This is a genomic window from Mediterraneibacter torques, assembly GCF_044591705.1.
GTDB lineage: Bacteria > Bacillota > Clostridia > Lachnospirales > Lachnospiraceae > Mediterraneibacter > Mediterraneibacter torques.
In genome coordinates, this window is record NZ_CP172594.1 from 1,548,915 (window position 1) to 1,568,293 (window position 19,379).

The following is a 19,379-nucleotide window of genomic DNA, read 5'->3' on the forward strand; positions in this document are numbered from 1 at the left end:
ATCACACCTCCTCTACATGGATCGCGCCTTTCGGACACGATTTCACACAGTTTGGTTCCTGACCGTCAGACATACAAAAATCACACTTGATCACTTTTTTCTTTGTCATCCGATCCGGTTCAAGAACACCAAACGGACAATTCATCACACACATAAAGCAAGATCCGCATTTTGTCTCGTCATATGTCACGATCCCTGTTTCCGGGTCTTTCTGAAGCGCCCCGCTCATACATGACATTACGCATTCCGGCTCGTCACAATGCCTGCAGAACAAAGGTCTGTATGTGCCGTCGTCTCCTTTTAAAATATAATTTCTCGATTCGTTTTCCGGATCGGTCAGATCCAAATCATAAATTGTTCCCGGCGTTTTCCTGTGCGCCTGCATACATGCTGCCGAACAATTCTTACAGCCGTCGCATTTTTCATATTCTACAATAATCCTTCTCATGGAGCCGCCCTCCTATATATGAAGCGCGTCGCGCTTTTCCAGAATAATCTTTTCCAAAATATCGGCAGATTCTTTTGCGTCCGGATTAATGATAACTTGCCCGCCTGTCAATTCTTTCATATCTTCTGTCAATATTTTTACAGCCGCGCCGCTTCCCGTTACAAACGGCGGAAGTCCTAAATGAAGCGGAAGTCCTAACGCCAGACCGAAGCAGCCGTCCGCAAGAGCCTGCTCCTCAAGCCACTGCGCCGCCGAAAGCACGAGCGGAAGCTGAGGCAGATCGACGCCGATCGTCTCCGCAAGTTCCGTCGCCACGATCTCCAAACGTCCGATCGCAAGGCACGGTCCGAAATTAAGCACCGGAGGAATCCCCAGTTTTTCACATACTGCGCGAAGTTTCGGTCCTGCAAACTGTGCGGCTTCCGGCGTCATCAAACCGCAATTTTCAATTCCTCCCGAAGAACATCCTGCCGTCAAAACGATAATATCCCGGGCAATCAGCTCTTTCGTAAGTTCTACCGTAAGGACATCATGTCCTCCCGCCGTCAAGTTTGAACAGCCCACAACTCCCGCAACTCCTTTAATATCGCCTGATACGATCAGATCTACAAGCGGCTTCCAATTTCCGCCGAGAAATTCTTTCAAGGAACCTTCACTGACTCCTGTAAGTGTACGTTCATTGCCATGCTCTTCCATCAGATTCAGTTCTACCCGTTCTTCCGACGCACAATCCGCGCCTCTTCTCTCTTTATAAGAAAGAAGAACTTTATCTATAATTTCCTCCGTTACCTGCTCTCTGTTTTCAAAGTCAAATTCTTCCAGCTCTGCATTTGCTTTTTTCGCCACACTGTCAATACAAAGCTGTTTGATCTTCAATTCGTCACAGATCGGTTCGATTCCCGGCAAAGTACAGTTAAATTCCGAAATCACTGCATCGATTGCGCCTGTGGCGAGAATCGCTTCGCTCGTGTAGTTATTTCCGGCATGTCCGTCAAACACATCTTCATAATGCGCGCCTCGAAGCTGGAGATCTTGTCCGACACAAGTACATCCGACAAGCTTAAACCCTTTTGCTCCCGCCTGTTTTGCCTTTTCCGTAATATCCGCATCTGTAAGCCTTTCCTGAAGATATGTAAACATCGAATGCTGATGTCCTGTAATCATAATATTGATATAATCCGGATCGATCACCCTCAGACCGACCGGAGCCAGACGAAGCTTCGGTTCTCCGAGCACGATATCATTCAGAAGATTCGTCAATGTCAGCCCGTAAATACCTGTAGAAATTCCAAGTTTCAAACAATCTTTTAACATATCGACCGGATCTGAATTTAAGTTTGTTGAACATTTGACAACTCCATGACAGACTTCCGATTTTGCTCCGCCCGGAAGGATGCCGAGTTTTTCCCAGTTTTCATAACGAGGCGCATATGCCATTTTCTTTACAAGTTTCATTTTCTCATATTCGGGAAGATACAGATCCGCAAGAACCGCATCGGCAACTTTCTCTGCCCGGACGTACATATCCTCTTCTTCAATCTCAAAAAGAGCCGCCAGTTTATTTAATGCTCCTTCTCCTTTTATCCCACTCTTTTTCTGCGCTGCATTTTTCACATTTCTTGCCGTATTCTCTACGACATGGATATAGCACCCCGAGCCGGACGCTACCGCACGAAGAAAGTTTCTCGCAACGATCGTATCTGCATTTGCACCGCAGATTCCTCTCGGGGCATCCGGTGTGATTCTGCACGGTCCGTTTGAACAAAGCCGACAACATACTCCTTGAAGTCCAAAAGCACATTTTGTGCTCTGACCTTCCACTCTATGGTGAGACGTTTCCAGCGGAAGGTTTTTAATAAACCCCTCCAACGGCTTATCCGCACTTTCACAAGTCGTACATCCATAACATTGATTCATCTGTTCTTCCTCCTTAACACTTCATATAAATAGTTTTCTGCTGCGCACGTGAGTCTGTTTTAATAGATATTTTTAGTCCACTTTTTGTCGGAAAGAAAAGTGGGCATACACCCACTTTGTCATCTGTGTATCATTTTCTACACAGATGCTACTTTTTTAAAATATCAGCCATTGTCTTTTTTTTCAAAAGCTTTTCTACCGAATGCTGAATTCCAAGAAGTTCTCTGTGAACCGCACATCCCTCTTTGCTTTCATTTCTGATACAAGAGTGATGAACACATTCCATAACCGCAAAGTCCGGTTCGATTGCCGTTACTACGTCATACAATGTAAATTCGCCGATATCTTTTGCAAGCTGATACCCGCCCTTTGGGCCTCTGCGTATTTCGATCAATCCGGATTTGTTCATCTTTTGAAGAATCTTATAACCAAACGCCGATGGTATCTGTTCTAATTCACAAAGTTCTTTTATCGTTTTCTTACCGCCATCTTGTAAAGCTCTTATAACACGAATGGCATAATCACTCTCTTTCGTAAAGAGCACATCATCACCTGCTTTGTTAGAATTATATCAATGTAGAGTATTTTTGTCAACAATCCATTCTACACTTTCACCTGTTTTATTTCTTATTTTATATATTTTTTGTAACTTTTCACATCATCAGAATGTTTTTTACTGATGTTAATATAATTTCTTATATATTCTAAAAATATATTCCCGTGTATTTGTTCGATTATTCCATACGCAGGAATGCTCTATATCCTTTCACAGCCTCATACACATCGGCTTTGCTTGATACTTCATAAGGAGCATGCATGTTCAGTACAGCCACTCCGCTGTCGATCACTTCCATTCCATAATTGGCCATAATATAAGCGATCGTTCCGCCTCCGCCAAGGTCGACTCTTCCAAGCTCCGCAAACTGGTATGCCACCTGCGCCTCGTCCATCGTTCTGCGAAGAGCCGCAATATATTCGCCGTTTGCATCGTTAGAACCTGATTTTCCTCTGCTGCCTGTAAATTTATTAAACGTAATTCCATTTGCAAAAAATGCGGAACTGCGTTTTTCAAAAGCTTCTGCAAACATCGGATCAAACGCAGCGCTTACATCTGACGAAAGCATTTTTGAATTACTCAAAGCCCGGCGGACTTTTAATTCGGATTCACCTTCTGTCACGGCAATCAGCTCGGCAACTGTATTTTCAAAAAACCGGGAATGCATTCCCGTAGCTCCCACACTTCCGATCTCTTCTTTATCTACAAGCAGACAGCATCCTGTTTTTTTCGCTTCCGTCACATCCAGCATCGCAAATAAAGACGTAAACGCGCACACACGGTCGTCCTGTCCGTAAGAAAGATTCATACTTCTGTCAAGTCCGCAGTCACGGGCTTTTCCTGCCGGAACGATCTCCAGCTCCGCCGAATAAAAATCTTCTTCATCGATACCGTACATCTCTTTTAAAATATTGAGCACATTTTGTTTTACAGTGTCTTTTTCTTCTTTCTTGAGATCGTCCGCTTTCTCTATCGGACGGTTTCCGATCAAAAGATCTAATTTCTCGCCTTCGATCACCTGCGACGCTTTCTTTTCCAACTGTTCCTGGGCGAGATGAACAAGCAGATCTGTGATGACAAATACAGGATCATTTTCATCTTCTCCGATGGATACCTTCACAGTTTCTCCGTTCTTTTTGACGATGACGCCGTGCAGTGCGAGCGGCTGTGCCACCCATTGATATTTTTTTATACCGCCATAATAATGAGTATCAAGATAAGCAAGTTCTTCATTTTCATAGAGAGGATTTTGTTTCACGTCAATACGCGGCGAATCAATATGTGCTCCAAGAATATTCATTCCCTCAGAAATCGGTCTCTCACCGATTCTAAATAAAGCAAGCATCTTATTCATATTGACTGCGTATACTTTATCTCCCGCTTTCAGCGTTTCTCCTGATCTTAATATTTCTTCAAGATCCCGGTAACCTGCATCTCTTGCCATATTTACGCTAAGTTCTACGCACTCCCGCTCTGTCTTTCCGGCATCCAGGCAACGCTTGTACTTGTCATTGATTTCCTTTAGTTCCGAAATCTGTTCATCGCTGTATAAATTCCAGATATTTTTTCTTTCCATAAGGCAGTCCCCTTCTTTATTATTTTATGATCTTTTTTATTTTCACTTTATTATATACGATTTCTCTGTATTTTAAAAGTAAACAAACTTTTTAATTTTCAACCGGAAAACGCAGCCACATAAAGCGCCGAAAGACACTTTCCGGAACGCGGCGAGCGCCATAAAAAAACGCAGTTCCGAAAAAACGGAACTGCGTTTTTATTAAGCCGGAAATCAGACTTGAACTGACGACCCCTTCATTACGAGTGAAGTGCTCTACCTGCTGAGCTATTCCGGCATTAAGATTCGTACTAATACGAACCTTAATTATTATATCTTACTTTAATGTAAATTTCAACTACTTTTTTAGTTTTTTCCAAACGTTTTCCCCGTGGATTTTCCCGCCGCTAATTTTCCCCGAGGGTATTTCCATTTCCTTTTGTAGTTTCTTCATCCGTTTTCATATGAACTGTCAGCTGATTATACGGAATCTCTATACCTTCTTCATCAAAAGTCAGCTTGATCTCCTCAAGTATACGCCATCTTGTCGTCCAATACTCATCCGTCTTGACCCACGCCCGAAGTCCGATCACGACAGCGCTGTCTCCAAGCGAATCTACAAATACTCTTTTCTCCTCATCCTGAATGACAGACGGATCGTCACGCAGTTTTTCTTCTACGATCTGTTTCGCTTTGCGAAGATCCGCTTCGTAAGAAATGCCGACTTTCAAATCCAGTTTCCGCTCCGGTCTTGCGGTTACATTTGTAAGACTGTTATTTGTCAGTATACTGTTCGGAACAACTACCGTCTGGTTGTCGATCGTCGCCAGCTTTGTATAAAAGATCTGTATCTCTTTTACAGTTCCTTCGATATTTTCCTGTGTCACGATAATATAATCGCCTACGGTAAAAGGTTTTAAAACAAGTATTAAAATACCTCCCGCAAAATTAGACAGACTTCCCTGAACCGCCAGACCGATCGCAACACCTGCCGAAGCGATCAATGCCGCTACAGACGATGACTCTACCCCGAAGTTTGTTGCGATCATGAAGATCAATATAACGTACAAACTAAATTTGATCATAGAATCGACAAACTGTTTCACACCTGCATCAACATTGCTTCTCTCAAACGATTTTCTGATCACCTTTCTAATCCACTTGATCACTTTACTCCCGATAAAGAAAAAGATAAGCGCCAGAACAACTTTCACTCCGAAGCTGATCAGATTCGGTATATTGTCATGAAAAAACTCGATAAACCGGTTCACTTCTTCCGTTGCCTCAGCCGTCACTTCTCCGGCTGTTTCAAGAACATTATTCGCATCTGACTGCGACACATTTTTGCTGCCTGCCGCAGCCATAAGAAAGTGTCTGCCGAAAAACATTTGCGCTTTGCCAAGCACACTGATAAGATACCCCTGCATTCTATATTTTTCCTTTCATCTTTTATTTTTTACAATTCGATAAGATCTGCTTTTCTCTGTTTTTCCTGTTCCGTGTTTTTCTAAAAGAAATTTTATTTTAATGCAAGAAACGCGCACAAATTTCCCCGCTTATCACCTGTCTCCCGATGTGAATATAAGATCTTGCTATTGCAATGCGTACAGACATTCGTGACCGCAATATGTTCCTTGCAGATTCCCGATTCCCGAAAAACCGATTCGTTTGCTTTCCATAGATCAAGCTGATATTTTCCATTGTTTTTTCTGTAAAACAGATTATCCCAATCTTTTTCATCGAAAGCTTCTTTGAATTTTTCAATCACATCGCCGCTTACTTCATAGCAATCCTGACAGATCGAAGGTCCGACTGCCGCCAATATATCCGCCGGATCACACCCGAAATGTTCTTTCATAACACGAACCGTCTCTTTTCCTATCTTTCCGACAGTTCCCCTCCATCCCGAATGACTAAGACCGATGACTTTTTTTATCGGATCTACAAAATAAAGCGGAACACAATCTGCATAAGAAGTGACAAGACAAATCCCCGGCACGTTTGTCACAAGACCATCTACGTCTGTATAGTCCCGTTCGCGAACAATCCCTTTTCCTTTATCTTCTTCCGTGACAACACGCACATTTGCCGTATGTGTTTGGCGTGACAAGACCATATCGTGACAGTTTGTTCCGATTGCAGATGCGATCCTCTGAAAATTTTCCATGACGGCATCTTTGTCATCCCCTCTGTCAAAACTAAGGTTCATCGACTCATAACAGCCTTTGCTCACTCCGCCGATCCTTGTCGAAAAAGCGCTTTTTACAACTCCCGTCTTTTCAAATAGCGGATATGTCAAAAACGGAACTTCTCCGCACACTTCGTCAAAAATATGTTCTCCATTTTTATAAACTAACCCTAAACTCATACCGTCACCCCACAAATGCATTCTTTATATGCGTAATCTCTGTACCTTCCACCCCGATCACATCAAAGCGGCACTGCGCATCTTCAATTCCATGCTGTACCGTATAGTACAGCGCACACCGAAAAATCTTTTTTTGCTTTCTTTGATCGACCGCCTCCAGCGGATTGCCCGCCTGTCTGCCGGAACGATATTTCACTTCGCAAAACACATAACAGTCTCCGTCTTTTGCAATAATATCAATCTCGCCGTCACGGCATCTGTAATTATACTCGATCAGTTCATAACCGTTTTGTTCCAGATAATATCCTGCCGCCTGCTCGTATACAGCTCCGACAGATCTGTTGTTTTGCTTTACGTTTCGCTTCATTTTACCACATTCTTTTTCATAATTTTTGAAATTCTGTTTTAAATGTTTTTTCTGTCTTTATTCTTCTGAAATAAAATTTTTGATAAACGAACGTCTGTGGATCGGACTTGCTCCGACACGTTTCAACGCTTCAATATGACTTTGCGACCCGTACCCTTTATTTTGTGCAAATCCATACTCCGGAAGGATCTTATCATACTGCATCATCAGTCTGTCTCTTGTCACTTTCGCGATAACGCTTGCCGCCGCAATGGAAACACTTTTTGCATCTCCTTTCACGATCGGCACTTGACGATAGGGCATCTCCGGAATCGTAACCGCATCGTTTAAAAGAAGATCCGGTACAACCGAAAGCTGCTCTACCGCTTTACGCATCGCCTCATATGTAGCCTGCAGAATATTGATCTCGTCTATCCTTGCGGGACTTGCCATTCCGACGCCGACAGCAACTGCTTTCTCCATAATTTCATCGTAGAGCGCTTCTCTTCTCGATGCCGAAAGCTTCTTAGAATCGTTCAGATATAAGATTTCACAATCTTTCGGCAAAATAACCGCGCCTGCCACAACCGGCCCTGCCAGCGGTCCTCTTCCCGCTTCATCGATTCCGCATATCATTTCTGCATCTTTGTATTTTCTCTCATAACTTTTCATGAGAGAAAGGCGCTCCCGCTCTAAGCGAAGCGCCTCTTCTTTTTTTCGGTAGGAAGCGATCAGTTTCTGAACGCCGCTGCGGGCATCAGCATCATACATACTGTACAGCGCTTCTCGTTCCTTCTCATCCGCTTTTCCGAATTCTTCTTTGATCTGTGCAATACTTTTACTCATGTTTTATCACCCCGAACTGATCAAGCGGCCAGATCCGTATCCACGCGCGCCCCATCAATTCATCTCTATGGATCGCGCCCACATCGGACACCCTGCTGTCCTGACTGTTATTTCGATTATCTCCCATCACAAAATACTCGTCTTCTCCGAGAGTAACCGGTTCTGCCGCCATTCCCGCTTCTTCTATTATTTCATTTCCGTAATGCTCATCAAGCTGTTTTCCGTTTATATAAATATATCCGTCTACAATCTGAACCGTTTCCCCCGGAAGTCCGATGATCCGTTTAATATAGTAAGTATTTTTTTCATATCGGTACGGAAATACAACGATCTCGTAACGCTGCGGCTCCCGGAACCGGTACGAAATCTTATCTACGATAAGGTGATCTCCGTCCGACAAAGTTGTCTCCATAGATGAACCGCTTACCTGCGTTCTCTGTCCGACAAATGTAACGATCAGATAAGATACCGCCACGATCAGCAGAATCGATACGATCCATCCTACAAGTTCTTTTATTACATCTTTCATTCAAGTCAACCTCTGCTATATGCACATCTTTTTGCAGTCATTCTTTTTGCTGCTTCTGCTCTTTTTCTTCACATTTTCCGCCCGCAGTCTTTTTTTCTATCTGACGTTCACGATCTTCTCTTCCCGCTTTGTGAATTTCTTTTTATAATTACTGTGGACGTTCCAATGAGATTCTCCCCAGCTTTCCGCTGCGAAAATCATCAAGAAGGATCGCTGCGGCTTTTTCCGTGTCAAGTTCGCTTCCGCGCACGATGCAATGTCTGCTTTTTGCAATCTCCGTAAGACATTCATATACATCTTCCAAATGTTCGATACTGTATTTTTCTTCCAGCACTCCCGCATATTCTGCATTTAAAAACTTGATCAGTTCTGTGGAAAGTTCTTCTGTCTGAAGAATCTCATCTTTGATTGAACCGATAAACGCCAGTTTTTTTCCGACTTCCTGATCTTCAAACTTCGGCCAGAGAATTCCCGGGGTGTCAAGTAATTCTACATTTTTATTAAGCCGGATCCACTGTTTCCCTTTTGTAACGCCCGGCTTATTCCCAGTCTTCGCACATGCCTTCCCCGCGAGGGAATTGATAAACGTAGACTTCCCGACATTCGGAATGCCGACAACCATCGCGCGGACAGGGCGATTTAAAATTCCTCTTTTACGGTCGCGCTCTGTTTTTTCCTTACACGCCTCCTGAATCGCAGAACGGATCTGATTCATACCGCCGCCTTTTTTTGAGTTCACCTTTACGGCAGAATATCCTCTGTCTTTAAAGTAGTCGATCCATTCGTCATTGATCCGTTCCTCTGCAAGATCTGATTTGTTCAGCAGGATCAGACGCGCCTTATTTTTCCCGAGCTCATCAATATCAGGATTCCGGCTGCTAAGCGGAACGCGCGCATCTACAAGCTCTATGATCAGATCGATCAGTTTTATATTTTCCTGCATCATTCTGCGGGCTTTCGTCATATGCCCGGGATACCATTGAAAGTGCATGAATCTCCCTCCTAAAATCAGTCTGAAACAAAACCGATGTCTGACCACGGTTTTATAACAAACCAAACTTCACCATAAATCTCTTTTTTCTTAATATTGCCGATTTTTTCTTCACGACTGTCATCACTGGCAGTCTCATTATCTCCCAAAAGGAAATATTCATCTTTTCCCAGATGGACCGGTTCGGACGCTGTTCCCGCATATCCGATATCCGACACATACTCTGCTTTCAGCGGTTTTCCGTCGATAAGCAGTTTTCCTTCTTTGATCTGCACCGTCTCTCCCGGGAGTCCTACGATCCGTTTTACAAAATACCGCTCGTCTCCGTCTTTTTGAAACGCCGCTATATCTCCTCTCGAAGGATCTTTTATATTATAAATAAAGTGATTTATCATCACAACATTTCCGTTTTTTAAAACAGGCGACATCGAATCTCCGATAACATTCACTCTCTGTCCGAAAGCTGCTACGAGAAAAACCGCCGTCATACATACGAGCAAAAGTTCCACTGCCCACAAAACGATCCCTTTTGTATTTTTTTTATTTTTTCCCCAGCGTTTACCGGAAGACCGTTTCTCTCTTTTTTCGTTTTCAAATCTCAGTTCGCGTTGTCTGGAATTCTTTCCCTGCTTTCTTGCCGTGCCCCGTATGTTTGTATTTTTACGTTTCTTCCGAAAGTCTAACTCTCCCATAACCCCTCCGCTCTAATCGCTTCTGCCGACTGCCCGCCTCTGCCATCTTTCTTTTCCCTCTTCCGGAAAATTTAAGATCGTAAGCGGACGCCAAGATCTCGGCAAGCCCGGGCTTTCGCTCGCCGCAATTACAAAAAAGGGACAATATACAAATCTGTAATTGTCCCTCTCACTGGTTACTATTTTACTAATTCTTTTACTTTTGCAGCTTTTCCTACACGTTTTCTCAAGTAGTTCAGTTTCGCTCTTCTTACTTTACCTCTGCGGATAACTTCTACTTTTTCAACATGTGGCGAGTGGATCGGCCATGTCTTCTCAACTCCGATTCCGTTAGATGTCTTTCTTACTGTGAAAGTCTCTCTTGCTCCGCCGCCCTGTCTTTTCAGAACTGTTCCTTCAAAAACCTGGATTCTTTCGCGGTTTCCCTCTTTAATCTTCGCGTATACTTTTACTGTATCGCCGACATTAAATTCCGGTGCGTTTTCTTTCAACTGTTCTGCTTCGATTTTCTTAATGATATCGTTCATTTTGTGTGACCTCCTTCATATTTGACGTTCTTAACACTAAAAATGTGTCAGAGGACCATCGCTCTTCTTTTCACAACTTCTGTAGTCTATCATATTTTGTGCCGATTGACAAGTCCTAAATGTGTTTTCTCTTTACAAACACGATCGTTCCTGCCGCAAGACAAAGCATAGATGCCAAAAGCGTGATTCCCGCAAACGAATGATCTCCTGTAACCGGAGCTTTTGCTTCCTGCTTTGCAGCTTCCGTTCCTTTCGAGTCGCTTGTTACCGGTACAAGACCTTCTTTTGCTTTTGTCAAAGTTTTCAACGCGTTATCTACATCCGCCTGTTTTGCATTTTTCGGATCTGCAAGAATTGCTTTTGCATCTGCAAGCGCGTCTTTCAAAGCTTTCATAGACTCTTTTGTATATTCTGTCTTTGTCTCTGCAAGGAATTTTTCTACTTCTGCAACTTTGTCTTGCAACGCCTTCAGATTAACTGTTTCTTCCTGAACCAAAACAAGCTTGTCTTTCGCATCTGTCAACACCGTCAAAGCGTCATCCACATCTGCCTGGATTGCATTGTCTTTGTTTGCAAGAATATTTTTTGCCGCTTCAAGTGCGTTTGTAAGAGCCGTCATTGATTCTTCTGTGTATTTGTCTTCTGTTTTGTTAAGGAACTCCTCTACTTCTGCAACTTTAGTTTCCAGACCAGTAAAGACCGGCTCAATTCTTTCAACTGTTACGTTGATCTCATTTTCATATCCGTAACTGATCCATGCGCCTGTTGTATCTCCCGCAAGATTATAAGATGTTCCGATCAACGGAAGATTCGCATATTCTACAAGAACATTCTCGCCCCAATATCCTGTTGTTTCCGTCTCATACTCGAGCTGTTTTAAAATCGTTCCTTCTGCGTTTTTATAGTTTACAGTTGCCTTCGCTGTCACTTTTCCAAGAATATTCAGTTTGAAAAGATTTGTTACAACTGCGTCCATACCGAAATAATAGCTGGAGCTGTCCGCTGTTTTTCCGATATACAATCCCACAGTAGCTACATGCGCAAGGTTATCCAATGTCATATGTGCTCCCGACTTATCTACGATCGCATATGTACCGTTTCCGGCATCCTGGAAATTATACACAATCGGCTCTGTCGATTTTTCATAACGTGACATATATGTATTCTTGTGCAGGACAAATGTATCTTTGGAACCTGACGCCTTCATCGCCGCATTCAAACCATCCATATCAACTTTTGCGTAAACTTCGGCAGACACATTGCTTCCCGAAAGATCTACGCCCGGCTCTGTTGTAAGATCTGTCATCTTGTAATCTTTTCCATCGATCACAAAATAAAGATAATCGCGATAATTGATGTTTTTGTTTTCCAAGTCGTTACCGTTTTTAGCGAAAACAGAAACCGACATCGTCAGACAAATAGACACTGCAAGAGCCAGTGATGTAAACACTCTGCCAGCTTTTTTGAAAATGTTTTTCTTCATTTTCTCTTCCTCCCTATTATTATATAAAAGATATATTTGATAAAGAGATTCCCATATCCGGCAACCTCTCCAACGAAATATTCTACTCCTTTTATTCTTATACTTTCAAGTTTTCGGGAAATTCAAGCTAAAAAGTGTAATAATGTCAATTCGTGCACTCTGTCACATCTTCCGGCTCTTCGTGAACTGTTTTTTCCTTAACCGTCTCTTCCAGCCACTTTTTTTCTTTCCACGTTAACGAGCTTTTTTCAAGAAGATCCGGTCTTCTCTCGTAAGTCCGCAGAATCGACTGTTCTCTTCTCCATTTTTCTATGTTTGCATGATGTCCCGACAAAAGCACCGGCGGAACTTTTTTCCCGTGCCACTCTTCCGGTCTGGAATACTGAGGATATTCCAGCAGATTATCCTGAAATGATTCAAACTCTGCCGAGACGTCATTGTGCAGTACGCCCGGCACAAGCCTTGAGATCGTATCTACCATGACCATAGCCGGAAGTTCCCCTCCTGTGAGCACATAGTCTCCTATAGAGACGTAATCCGTCACGATCTCCTCCAAAACACGTTCATCAATCCCTTCATAATGCCCGCACAGCAAAACAAGATCTTCTTCCTCTGCCAGTTCTTCTGCCATTTTCTGGTCAAAAGTCTTCCCCTGAGGAGAAAGATAGACAACACGGAGTTTTTTATCCGGACTTACAGTTTCTGCATCTTGTATCCCTGCATTCTGCACTTTCACTTCCGCATCTTGTTCTTCCGTTTCTGCATTCTGCATTTTTGCATTCTGTATCCGCTTTTGGATCCGTTCCTCGATATCTTTATATGCCAAATACACAGGCTCAGCCTGCATCAGCATTCCCGCTCCTCCTCCATACGGATAATCATCTACACTTTGATGCTTGTTAAATGCAAAATCCCGTATATTGACAGCCTCGATCGAAAGCAGTCCCCCGGCGACCGCTCTCCCGATAATACTTGTTTTCAGTCCGTTTTCAACCATTTCGGGAAACAACGTAAGTATATGAAAGTTCATTCTTTTTGCTTCTCCTAACATTAAAATCTATCCGATCAGACCCTCTAACAGACGGATCTGCATTTTTCCGTTTTCTACGTCTACATTTTCAATACATTGCTTGATCGCCGGAACGAGCACTTCCCCATGAACGTCCGAATCTATAATATATACTTCGTTCGCACCGGTCTCCATCACATCTTTTACAATTCCGAAATGTCCTTCCTCTGTAAACACTTCCATGCCGATCAGATCGGCAATATAATATTCATTTTCTTCCAGACTTACCGCGTTTTCCCTTGAAACAAAAAGGGAACTTCCTTTATATTGTTCTACATCATTAATATTATCGATTCCTTTAAATTTAACAATCACAAACTGTTTAAAAAAACGAACCGATTGAATCTCCATATCGATCTGACGTTTTCCTGTATCCAAAATCACTTTTTTCAGCTTTTTAAACCGCGCCGGATCGTCTGTCGTCGGAAATACTTTTACTTCTCCCCGAATTCCGTGCGTGGAAGTAATCGCTCCTACCTGCAAAAACTGTTCCATTCCACTTCTCCCTTGTTCCAATCAATTTTCTCTCTTTCTGCCATCGTATCGATTCTGCAAAATCAGACTGTTGCATAAGAAAAGGGGCAGGCTGTTCTTACCGAACGCTGTCCCCCTTACTTTCTTATTATATATTACATAATATCGACAACTACTTTTTTGTCTTCTTTTGCCGCTGCCGCTTTCACAACAGAACGGATTGCTTTTGCGATACGGCCTTGTTTGCCGATCACTTTTCCCATATCGCCTTCTGCGACATGAAGCTCAAGCACTATCGTACGTCCTTCATTTTTTTCATTAACAGAAACTTCTTCCGGATGATTTACAAGCGCTTTTGCTATGACTTCAACTAATTCTTTCATCTGTACGCACCTCCGCGGACATCTTATTTCTCAATACCTGCCGCTTTGAAGATCTTTCCTACTACTTCTGTCGGCTGTGCTCCGTTGTTAAGCCATTTTTTAGCAAGTTCTTCATCTACTTTAAACTCGCTCGGATCTTTTGTCGGATCATATGTTCCGATCTCCTCGATAAATCTTCCGTCTCTCGGGGATCTTGAATCAGCTACCACGATTCTATAAAAAGGAGCTTTCTTCTGTCCCATTCTTCTTAATCTGATCTTTACTGCCATTTTTTCCACCTCTGTTTTTCTTTTAATTTGTTTTGTTATCTATGTGTTAAAAGGGAAGTCTGAATCTGCCCTTCTTACCACCTTTACCGCCCATCATATTCGGAAGTTTTTTCATCATCTTCCGCGACTCGTTGAACTGTTTTACCATGCGGTTCACTTCGGAAATATCCACTCCCGCACCTTTTGCGATACGATGTTTTCTGGAAGGATTTAACAGATCCGGATTTTTTCTTTCCTCCGGAGTCATCGAATATATGATCGCTTCCATGCGAGCCATCTTCTTGTCATTTTCCGGAGAATCAAGATCCGGCAGTTTATTTTTCCCGCCTAATCCGCCTAATCCGGGCATCATGCTCATAATGCTTGACAGACCGCCCATCTTACGCATCTGTTCCATACTCATCAGATAATCTTCAAAGTCGAACTGAGCTTTTTTCATCTTATCTGCCATCTGCATCGCTTTCTCTTCGTCAAGCTCCGCTCCGGCTTTCTCGATCAGTGTCAGTACGTCTCCCATTCCGAGAATACGGGATGCCATCCTGTCCGGATAAAACTGTTCCAGATCAGAAAGCTTCTCACCCATACCGACATAGAGAATCGGTCTTCCTGTTACCGCCTTGATCGACAGCGCCGCACCGCCTCTTGTATCACCGTCTAATTTTGTGACGATCACACCGTCTATTCCTATTTTATTATGAAAGGATTCAGCCACATTAACCGCATCCTGACCTGTCATTGCATCTACGACCAAAATCGTCTGATGAACTTCTACTGCCTCCTTGATCTGCTGAAGTTCTGCCATCATATCTTCATCAATATGAAGTCGTCCCGCCGTGTCAAGGATCACGATATTATTTCCGTTTTTCTGTGCGTGAGCAAGAGCCGCTTTCGCAATATCCGCAGGACGGTTTTTATCTCCCATTGAAAAAACTTCCACGCCCTGCTTTTCACCGTTGATCTGAAGCTGCTTGATCGCTGCCGGACGGTAAACATCACACGCAACAAGAAGAGGTTTCTTTCCTTTTAATTTGTATTTTCCTGCCAGTTTTGCCGTCGTTGTCGTCTTACCTGCTCCCTGAAGACCTGCCATCATGATCACTGTGATCGCGCTTCCCGGCTGAAGTTTGATCTCTGTAGTCTCAGATCCCATCAGCTTTACAAGTTCTTCATTTACGATCTTGATAACCATCTGTCCCGGATTCAGTCCGTTCATAACATCCTGACCGACTGCTCTTTCCTGAACATCTTTTACGAATTTTTTTACGACTTTAAAATTGACATCCGCCTCAAGAAGCGCCATCTTAACTTCCCTAAGCGCAGCCTTCACATCGTCTTCTGTAAGACGGCCTTTACTGCGAAGGTTTCTGAATACATTTTGTAATTTCTCTGTTAAGCTGTCAAATGCCATTGTCTGACTCCTCTACATTTTACTTTTGCATCTGCCATGATCATCTTTTTTCTTGCCATCATAAACAACTATATTTACAATTCTTCGATGATCGTTGCCGACAATTTACGGAGACGCTCTATAATTTCTTCGGGGTTTTCTTTCTCTTCTTCCCATTCTTGCAATATCTCATCGATGCAGGAAACCTTCTCCTTTACAGCAAGAAATTTTTCTACAAGATGAAGTTTTCGTTCATATTCTTCCAGTGATCTTGCACAGCGCTTCACAATATCGTGGACGCCCTGACGGCTGATGCCCGCATCTGCCGCGATCTCCCCAAGCGAAAGATCGTCTAATACAAACTGTTCGTAAATTTCTTTCTGATGCGCGGTCAAAAGTTCACCGTAAAAATCATATAATAATGCCTGCTCTAAAATCTTATCCATTCTTGTCACCTATGCCATCATACACGAAACAGATTCAGGTGTCAAGTGTTTTTTCTTTACACTTTATCACAGCCTAACAATCTCCCTACATGAAGCATTCCCCATCCTGATTCTGTCCCTTTCATTTTCACACATGACTCTCTTAACTTTAATTTTATTTCCACATTTGTCATATCAGGGTACTTTGACAACAGACAGGCAGCGGCTCCCGAGACAACCGGAGCCGCCATAGACGTTCCCGTCTTCATTATATAAGGATGTTCTCCCGACATTCCATACATACTGTTACAGCTTACAACTCCTGTTCCAGGTGCAAAAACATCCGGTTTTACAACGCATTCTCCCGTCGGTCCTCTTCCCGAATAATTCAGACTCTTCCTGCTTTTTCTCGAATACGGAAGATTGCTGTCAGGCACGCCTACCGTAATCACTTTTCTGCTGTTTCCCGGAACTGCCACCGTTCCCTCCTCCGGTCCGTAGTTTCCGGCAGAGACAACAACGGTAAGACCGGTATCCCAGAGCAGTTCCACTGCATCAAGCAGCAGTTCTTTTTGTTTTTTTGCAAGTCCGGGATTCGTACCGACAGAAATATTCACAATTCGGATCCCATACTTCTTTCTTTCCTTTAAAATCCACTCAATCCCTTTCATCACATGAGAAACATCCCCGTTTCCGTCTTTATCAAGTACTTTTCCGACAACAAGCTTTGCTTTCGGCGCCATGCCTGCGTATGCTCCCGCTGACACTTTTCCGCTTCCGCACAAAATCCCAGCCACGTGCGTTCCATGTCCGCTGTCGTCATAACATTTCTCTCCCGGCAGGCTACCTTCTTTTGTAAAATCGCAAAACTTCACTACGCTGCCTTTCAGATCAGGATGTCTTGCTATCCCGGTATCCAACAGCGCCACGCACACTCCCTGCCCTATGCATCTTCCCTGTTTTATGTCATCACACCAGTATCCGACTGATTGTTTTACCCATTTCATAAGAAATCCTTTTTTATTCAGAATATTCCCGACACGAAACTTTTGCCCCTAAGGAACACTTTTCATCTGCCGGCATAATATAAAACTGTAAACAATAATCAATTCGGAGGATTTAACATGAGTGATTTAACAGCTACTAACTGCGGATGCGGTTGCGAAAACGGAAACGGAATGTCTTCTTGCCTTTGGATCATCCTTCTTCTCGCCTGCTGCGGCGGATGCGGCAATATGAACAGCGGATGCGGAAACGGATGCGGCAATGACAGTTGTCTTTGGATCATCCTTCTTCTTCTCTTCTGCGGCGGCAACAGCTTCGGCGGCGGATGCGGATCCAACTGCGGATGCGGATGCTAATCTGAATTCCACCTCTGTCTCAAAAAGATGCGCGGTCTCTTCCGCGCATCTTTTCCTGTTTCTGTTTATATTTTATTTAATCCTTTTTCATATCTTTATTTGCCGTCCCTTTTTTGTTCTCACTGCTGCCTTTTGTCGCCTCGGCATTTTCTTCCAATTTTCGTCTCAACATACACTGTTCATCAATCTCATACACTGCATTCCCATCGATAATTAATTTTCTTGACATATTCATTTCCTTTCTTGTACCCATTCTTTACTATTTTATGAAATATTTTCTAAAAAGTAACATTCCCAAAATACATATTTCTATACAAAGTCACATATATATTTACAACTCTATACAGTGGAGCATTTTGGAAATGGATCAAGACCAAACGGAACGAATGACGCCTTTTGATGAACTTGTCACATCGCCTACACTTCAGATCATGAAGCTTCTCATCCCTTACACCCCATTTTCCGGACGCCGGATGCTCGCCTCATTTATCAAGTTTATTGAACTTCAAAGAACGATCCGGCTTTTCGGACAACGCAGCCTGGCAGATCCTTTTTCCACCGGAAACAGCGATCAAAACATAAGTTCTCCTTTCGATCTTATTGACAGTTTCCGGCCTTATCTGAACAAAAAAGATGCCGAAATGCTCGATACTTTGATTCAATTAAAAGAAATGATGTCTTTTATGGAAATGATGCAGCCGCAAGACGGTCAGGGAAACGATTCTTTTAATCCTGCCGACCTGTTCTCGGGCATATTTCCCGCAGATCTTCAAGAACAGTTCCATATGTACAGCGACCTGTTTTCATCCGTTTCGCAAAATCAAGAGCACGATGAGACAGATGCACAGCAAAAGAAAGAAAACGAACTTTAAAAAATATTTAAAATCATTTATAGAAAGGAATTACCAATATGAACGACTGGATGAATAATCCCGCAATGAAAAATATCGACCCTATAAAATTAGAACTGATCAAAACAGCCGCCTCCAAAACTTCCGGAAAATCCGGAAAAGAGTTGGCTCCTATTATGATGGCTCTCATCAGCGGAGCTAACAAACAGGGAATCCGTTTTACACCGGAGGAAATGACCTTGATCCTTGACATTTTAAAAGACGGAAAAAGCAAAGAAGAGCGGGAGCAGATCGATCGAACGATCAATATGGCCTCCTCGCTCTTCCGAAAACACAACGGAAAGTAGACTCTATATTTTATTAAAAACCTTCTTCTTTTCGTCTCATCCTCATCTCACGCCGTTTCTCTGCCGCTTTCCATTCCGCGCGCTGCGCTTCTGTCTCTAAAATCAGACGGGGCACTTGCTTTGGTTTGTCGTCTTCATCTAACGCAACCATCGTAAAATACGCGCGGTTGATGGGACGGCGCATCCCATCTTCCATATGTTCCACATAAGTATCTACACGCACTTCCATAGATGTCGTGCCGACATATGTTACTTTTCCGACTATAACAACCATCTCGCCTTTATATGCGCCATGGATAAACCGAAGATTATCTACTGACGCAGTTATGACGTTCGCTCTCGTATGTCTCTTTGCCACCATTCCCGCTACTTCATCAAGCCACTGCATTAACATCCCGCCGAAAAGCCGGCCGGCTGCATTGAGATGATTTGGTCTGATAATGTGAACCGTCTCCACTCTGGAATCTTCTACTCTTTTTTCTTCTATCATCCTTTTCTCCTTCTTTTACACTTTTTTGTTTTCTTTTATATTTTTTTATTGCTTTTTTCATTGTG

Annotated in this window: 25 protein-coding genes and 1 tRNA gene; 3 read left to right on the forward strand and 23 right to left on the reverse strand. The window is 43.1% G+C overall.

Annotated features, from left to right (window positions below; all coding sequences use genetic code 11):
* Window position 1: 1 nt before the first annotated feature.
* The 21 genes from ACH9UM_RS07225 to ACH9UM_RS07325 form a co-directional block, all read right to left on the reverse strand.
* Window positions 2-448 (reverse strand): 4Fe-4S dicluster domain-containing protein, encoded by a 447-nt coding sequence (locus ACH9UM_RS07225; protein ID WP_004845399.1) that lies wholly within the window; start codon window positions 446-448, stop codon window positions 2-4.
* A 12-nt stretch (window positions 449-460) separates the two neighbouring features.
* Complete coding sequence (gene cooS, locus ACH9UM_RS07230) at window positions 461-2,365, reverse strand: anaerobic carbon-monoxide dehydrogenase catalytic subunit (protein WP_004845398.1); 1,905 nt, start codon at window positions 2,363-2,365, stop codon at window positions 461-463.
* 148 nt (window positions 2,366-2,513) lie between these two features.
* On the reverse strand, window positions 2,514-2,909 hold the full coding sequence (locus ACH9UM_RS07235; RefSeq protein WP_009243147.1) for an Rrf2 family transcriptional regulator: 396 nt from the start codon (window positions 2,907-2,909) through the stop codon (window positions 2,514-2,516).
* A gap of 190 nt (window positions 2,910-3,099) precedes the next feature.
* Window positions 3,100-4,497, reverse strand: coding sequence for an aminopeptidase (locus tag ACH9UM_RS07240; RefSeq protein WP_400091030.1), 1,398 nt, complete (start codon window positions 4,495-4,497; stop codon window positions 3,100-3,102).
* 204 nt (window positions 4,498-4,701) lie between these two features.
* Window positions 4,702-4,774, reverse strand: a tRNA-Thr gene (locus ACH9UM_RS07245).
* Window positions 4,775-4,883: 109 nt separating this feature from the next.
* Window positions 4,884-5,903: a mechanosensitive ion channel family protein gene (locus ACH9UM_RS07250; protein ID WP_004845395.1), complete on the reverse strand. Its 1,020-nt coding sequence runs from the start codon at window positions 5,901-5,903 to the stop codon at window positions 4,884-4,886.
* A 92-nt stretch (window positions 5,904-5,995) separates the two neighbouring features.
* Complete coding sequence (gene pgeF, locus ACH9UM_RS07255; protein ID WP_044929400.1) at window positions 5,996-6,844, reverse strand: peptidoglycan editing factor PgeF; 849 nt, start codon at window positions 6,842-6,844, stop codon at window positions 5,996-5,998.
* 4 nt (window positions 6,845-6,848) lie between these two features.
* Window positions 6,849-7,211: a YraN family protein gene (locus ACH9UM_RS07260; RefSeq protein WP_004845392.1), complete on the reverse strand. Its 363-nt coding sequence runs from the start codon at window positions 7,209-7,211 to the stop codon at window positions 6,849-6,851.
* Window positions 7,212-7,268: 57 nt separating this feature from the next.
* A complete protein-coding gene (locus ACH9UM_RS07265; RefSeq protein ID WP_004845391.1) occupies window positions 7,269-8,036 on the reverse strand; it encodes a ribonuclease HII in 768 nt (255 codons plus the stop codon).
* Window positions 8,029-8,565, reverse strand: coding sequence for a signal peptidase I (lepB, locus tag ACH9UM_RS07270; protein WP_004845390.1), 537 nt, complete (start codon window positions 8,563-8,565; stop codon window positions 8,029-8,031). The genes ACH9UM_RS07265 and lepB (ACH9UM_RS07270) overlap by 8 nt, the downstream gene beginning before the upstream one ends.
* A gap of 148 nt (window positions 8,566-8,713) precedes the next feature.
* Window positions 8,714-9,556 carry a ribosome biogenesis GTPase YlqF gene (ylqF, locus tag ACH9UM_RS07275; protein ID WP_004845389.1) on the reverse strand — a complete coding sequence of 281 codons (843 nt, stop codon included), beginning with the start codon at window positions 9,554-9,556 and terminating at the stop codon, window positions 8,714-8,716.
* Window positions 9,557-9,573: 17 nt separating this feature from the next.
* Window positions 9,574-10,248 carry a signal peptidase I gene (gene lepB / locus ACH9UM_RS07280; RefSeq protein WP_009319899.1) on the reverse strand — a complete coding sequence of 225 codons (675 nt, stop codon included), beginning with the start codon at window positions 10,246-10,248 and terminating at the stop codon, window positions 9,574-9,576.
* Window positions 10,249-10,427: 179 nt separating this feature from the next.
* On the reverse strand, window positions 10,428-10,775 hold the full coding sequence (rplS, locus tag ACH9UM_RS07285; protein ID WP_004845385.1) for a 50S ribosomal protein L19: 348 nt from the start codon (window positions 10,773-10,775) through the stop codon (window positions 10,428-10,430).
* Window positions 10,776-10,890: 115 nt separating this feature from the next.
* A complete protein-coding gene (locus ACH9UM_RS07290) occupies window positions 10,891-12,258 on the reverse strand; it encodes an FIVAR domain-containing protein (RefSeq protein ID WP_004845384.1) in 1,368 nt (455 codons plus the stop codon).
* Window positions 12,259-12,403: 145 nt separating this feature from the next.
* Window positions 12,404-13,288: a tRNA (guanosine(37)-N1)-methyltransferase TrmD gene (gene trmD, locus ACH9UM_RS07295; RefSeq protein ID WP_009243153.1), complete on the reverse strand. Its 885-nt coding sequence runs from the start codon at window positions 13,286-13,288 to the stop codon at window positions 12,404-12,406.
* 27 nt (window positions 13,289-13,315) lie between these two features.
* Window positions 13,316-13,822, reverse strand: a complete 507-nt coding sequence (gene rimM, locus ACH9UM_RS07300; RefSeq protein WP_004845382.1) for a ribosome maturation factor RimM — start codon at window positions 13,820-13,822, stop codon at window positions 13,316-13,318.
* Between the two features lie 134 nt (window positions 13,823-13,956).
* Window positions 13,957-14,184 (reverse strand): KH domain-containing protein, encoded by a 228-nt coding sequence (locus tag ACH9UM_RS07305; RefSeq protein WP_400091033.1) that lies wholly within the window; start codon window positions 14,182-14,184, stop codon window positions 13,957-13,959.
* A 23-nt stretch (window positions 14,185-14,207) separates the two neighbouring features.
* Complete coding sequence (rpsP, locus tag ACH9UM_RS07310) at window positions 14,208-14,453, reverse strand: 30S ribosomal protein S16 (protein ID WP_004845380.1); 246 nt, start codon at window positions 14,451-14,453, stop codon at window positions 14,208-14,210.
* A gap of 46 nt (window positions 14,454-14,499) precedes the next feature.
* Window positions 14,500-15,861, reverse strand: coding sequence for a signal recognition particle protein (ffh, locus tag ACH9UM_RS07315; RefSeq protein WP_227077061.1), 1,362 nt, complete (start codon window positions 15,859-15,861; stop codon window positions 14,500-14,502).
* 74 nt (window positions 15,862-15,935) lie between these two features.
* Window positions 15,936-16,286 (reverse strand): YlxM family DNA-binding protein, encoded by a 351-nt coding sequence (ylxM, locus tag ACH9UM_RS07320; RefSeq protein WP_004845378.1) that lies wholly within the window; start codon window positions 16,284-16,286, stop codon window positions 15,936-15,938.
* Between the two features lie 56 nt (window positions 16,287-16,342).
* Window positions 16,343-17,272, reverse strand: a complete 930-nt coding sequence (locus ACH9UM_RS07325; RefSeq protein ID WP_004845377.1) for a S8 family peptidase — start codon at window positions 17,270-17,272, stop codon at window positions 16,343-16,345.
* Window positions 17,273-17,389: 117 nt separating this feature from the next.
* On the opposite strand from ACH9UM_RS07325, the gene ACH9UM_RS07330 reads away from it, so the two are divergent.
* Entirely contained in the window at window positions 17,390-17,626 is a 237-nt protein-coding gene (locus tag ACH9UM_RS07330) for a hypothetical protein (protein WP_004845376.1), read from the forward strand.
* A gap of 76 nt (window positions 17,627-17,702) precedes the next feature.
* Here the strand turns inward: ACH9UM_RS07330 and ACH9UM_RS07335 are convergent, their stop codons facing one another.
* Window positions 17,703-17,855, reverse strand: coding sequence for a hypothetical protein (locus ACH9UM_RS07335; protein ID WP_009243156.1), 153 nt, complete (start codon window positions 17,853-17,855; stop codon window positions 17,703-17,705).
* Between the two features lie 133 nt (window positions 17,856-17,988).
* On the opposite strand from ACH9UM_RS07335, the gene ACH9UM_RS07340 reads away from it, so the two are divergent.
* Complete coding sequence (locus ACH9UM_RS07340) at window positions 17,989-18,498, forward strand: hypothetical protein (protein ID WP_009243157.1); 510 nt, start codon at window positions 17,989-17,991, stop codon at window positions 18,496-18,498.
* A gap of 38 nt (window positions 18,499-18,536) precedes the next feature.
* On the forward strand, window positions 18,537-18,824 hold the full coding sequence (locus ACH9UM_RS07345; protein ID WP_009243158.1) for a hypothetical protein: 288 nt from the start codon (window positions 18,537-18,539) through the stop codon (window positions 18,822-18,824).
* 13 nt (window positions 18,825-18,837) lie between these two features.
* Here ACH9UM_RS07345 and ACH9UM_RS07350 read toward each other — a convergent pair whose 3' ends face one another.
* Window positions 18,838-19,314: an acyl-CoA thioesterase gene (locus tag ACH9UM_RS07350; RefSeq protein WP_004845370.1), complete on the reverse strand. Its 477-nt coding sequence runs from the start codon at window positions 19,312-19,314 to the stop codon at window positions 18,838-18,840.
* Between the last annotated feature and the right edge of the window lie 65 nt (window positions 19,315-19,379).

Bases quoted from the DNA above. Each gene is read 5' to 3' on its own strand.
- ACH9UM_RS07225 (WP_004845399.1), bottom strand. From the start codon at position 448: ATGAGAAGGATTATTGTAGAATATGAAAAATGCGACGGCTGTAAGAAT.
- cooS (WP_004845398.1), bottom strand. From the start codon at position 2,365: ATGAATCAATGTTATGGATGTACGACTTGTGAAAGTGCGGATAAGCCG.
- ACH9UM_RS07240 (WP_400091030.1), bottom strand. From the start codon at position 4,497: ATGGAAAGAAAAAATATCTGGAATTTATACAGCGATGAACAGATTTCG.
- ACH9UM_RS07250 (WP_004845395.1), bottom strand. From the start codon at position 5,903: ATGCAGGGGTATCTTATCAGTGTGCTTGGCAAAGCGCAAATGTTTTTC.
- pgeF (WP_044929400.1), bottom strand. From the start codon at position 6,844: ATGAGTTTAGGGTTAGTTTATAAAAATGGAGAACATATTTTTGACGAA.
- ACH9UM_RS07260 (WP_004845392.1), bottom strand. From the start codon at position 7,211: ATGAAGCGAAACGTAAAGCAAAACAACAGATCTGTCGGAGCTGTATAC.
- ACH9UM_RS07265 (WP_004845391.1), bottom strand. From the start codon at position 8,036: ATGAGTAAAAGTATTGCACAGATCAAAGAAGAATTCGGAAAAGCGGAT.
- lepB (WP_004845390.1), bottom strand. From the start codon at position 8,565: ATGAAAGATGTAATAAAAGAACTTGTAGGATGGATCGTATCGATTCTG.
- ylqF (WP_004845389.1), bottom strand. From the start codon at position 9,556: ATGCACTTTCAATGGTATCCCGGGCATATGACGAAAGCCCGCAGAATG.
- lepB (WP_009319899.1), bottom strand. From the start codon at position 10,248: ATGGGAGAGTTAGACTTTCGGAAGAAACGTAAAAATACAAACATACGG.
- rplS (WP_004845385.1), bottom strand. From the start codon at position 10,775: ATGAACGATATCATTAAGAAAATCGAAGCAGAACAGTTGAAAGAAAAC.
- ACH9UM_RS07290 (WP_004845384.1), bottom strand. From the start codon at position 12,258: ATGAAGAAAAACATTTTCAAAAAAGCTGGCAGAGTGTTTACATCACTG.
- trmD (WP_009243153.1), bottom strand. From the start codon at position 13,288: ATGAACTTTCATATACTTACGTTGTTTCCCGAAATGGTTGAAAACGGA.
- rimM (WP_004845382.1), bottom strand. From the start codon at position 13,822: ATGGAACAGTTTTTGCAGGTAGGAGCGATTACTTCCACGCACGGAATT.
- ACH9UM_RS07305 (WP_400091033.1), bottom strand. From the start codon at position 14,184: ATGAAAGAATTAGTTGAAGTCATAGCAAAAGCGCTTGTAAATCATCCG.
- rpsP (WP_004845380.1), bottom strand. From the start codon at position 14,453: ATGGCAGTAAAGATCAGATTAAGAAGAATGGGACAGAAGAAAGCTCCT.
- ffh (WP_227077061.1), bottom strand. From the start codon at position 15,861: ATGGCATTTGACAGCTTAACAGAGAAATTACAAAATGTATTCAGAAAC.
- ylxM (WP_004845378.1), bottom strand. From the start codon at position 16,286: ATGGATAAGATTTTAGAGCAGGCATTATTATATGATTTTTACGGTGAA.
- ACH9UM_RS07325 (WP_004845377.1), bottom strand. From the start codon at position 17,272: ATGAAATGGGTAAAACAATCAGTCGGATACTGGTGTGATGACATAAAA.
- ACH9UM_RS07330 (WP_004845376.1), top strand. From the start codon at position 17,390: ATGAGTGATTTAACAGCTACTAACTGCGGATGCGGTTGCGAAAACGGA.
- ACH9UM_RS07335 (WP_009243156.1), bottom strand. From the start codon at position 17,855: ATGTCAAGAAAATTAATTATCGATGGGAATGCAGTGTATGAGATTGAT.
- ACH9UM_RS07340 (WP_009243157.1), top strand. From the start codon at position 17,989: ATGGATCAAGACCAAACGGAACGAATGACGCCTTTTGATGAACTTGTC.
- ACH9UM_RS07345 (WP_009243158.1), top strand. From the start codon at position 18,537: ATGAACGACTGGATGAATAATCCCGCAATGAAAAATATCGACCCTATA.
- ACH9UM_RS07350 (WP_004845370.1), bottom strand. From the start codon at position 19,314: ATGATAGAAGAAAAAAGAGTAGAAGATTCCAGAGTGGAGACGGTTCAC.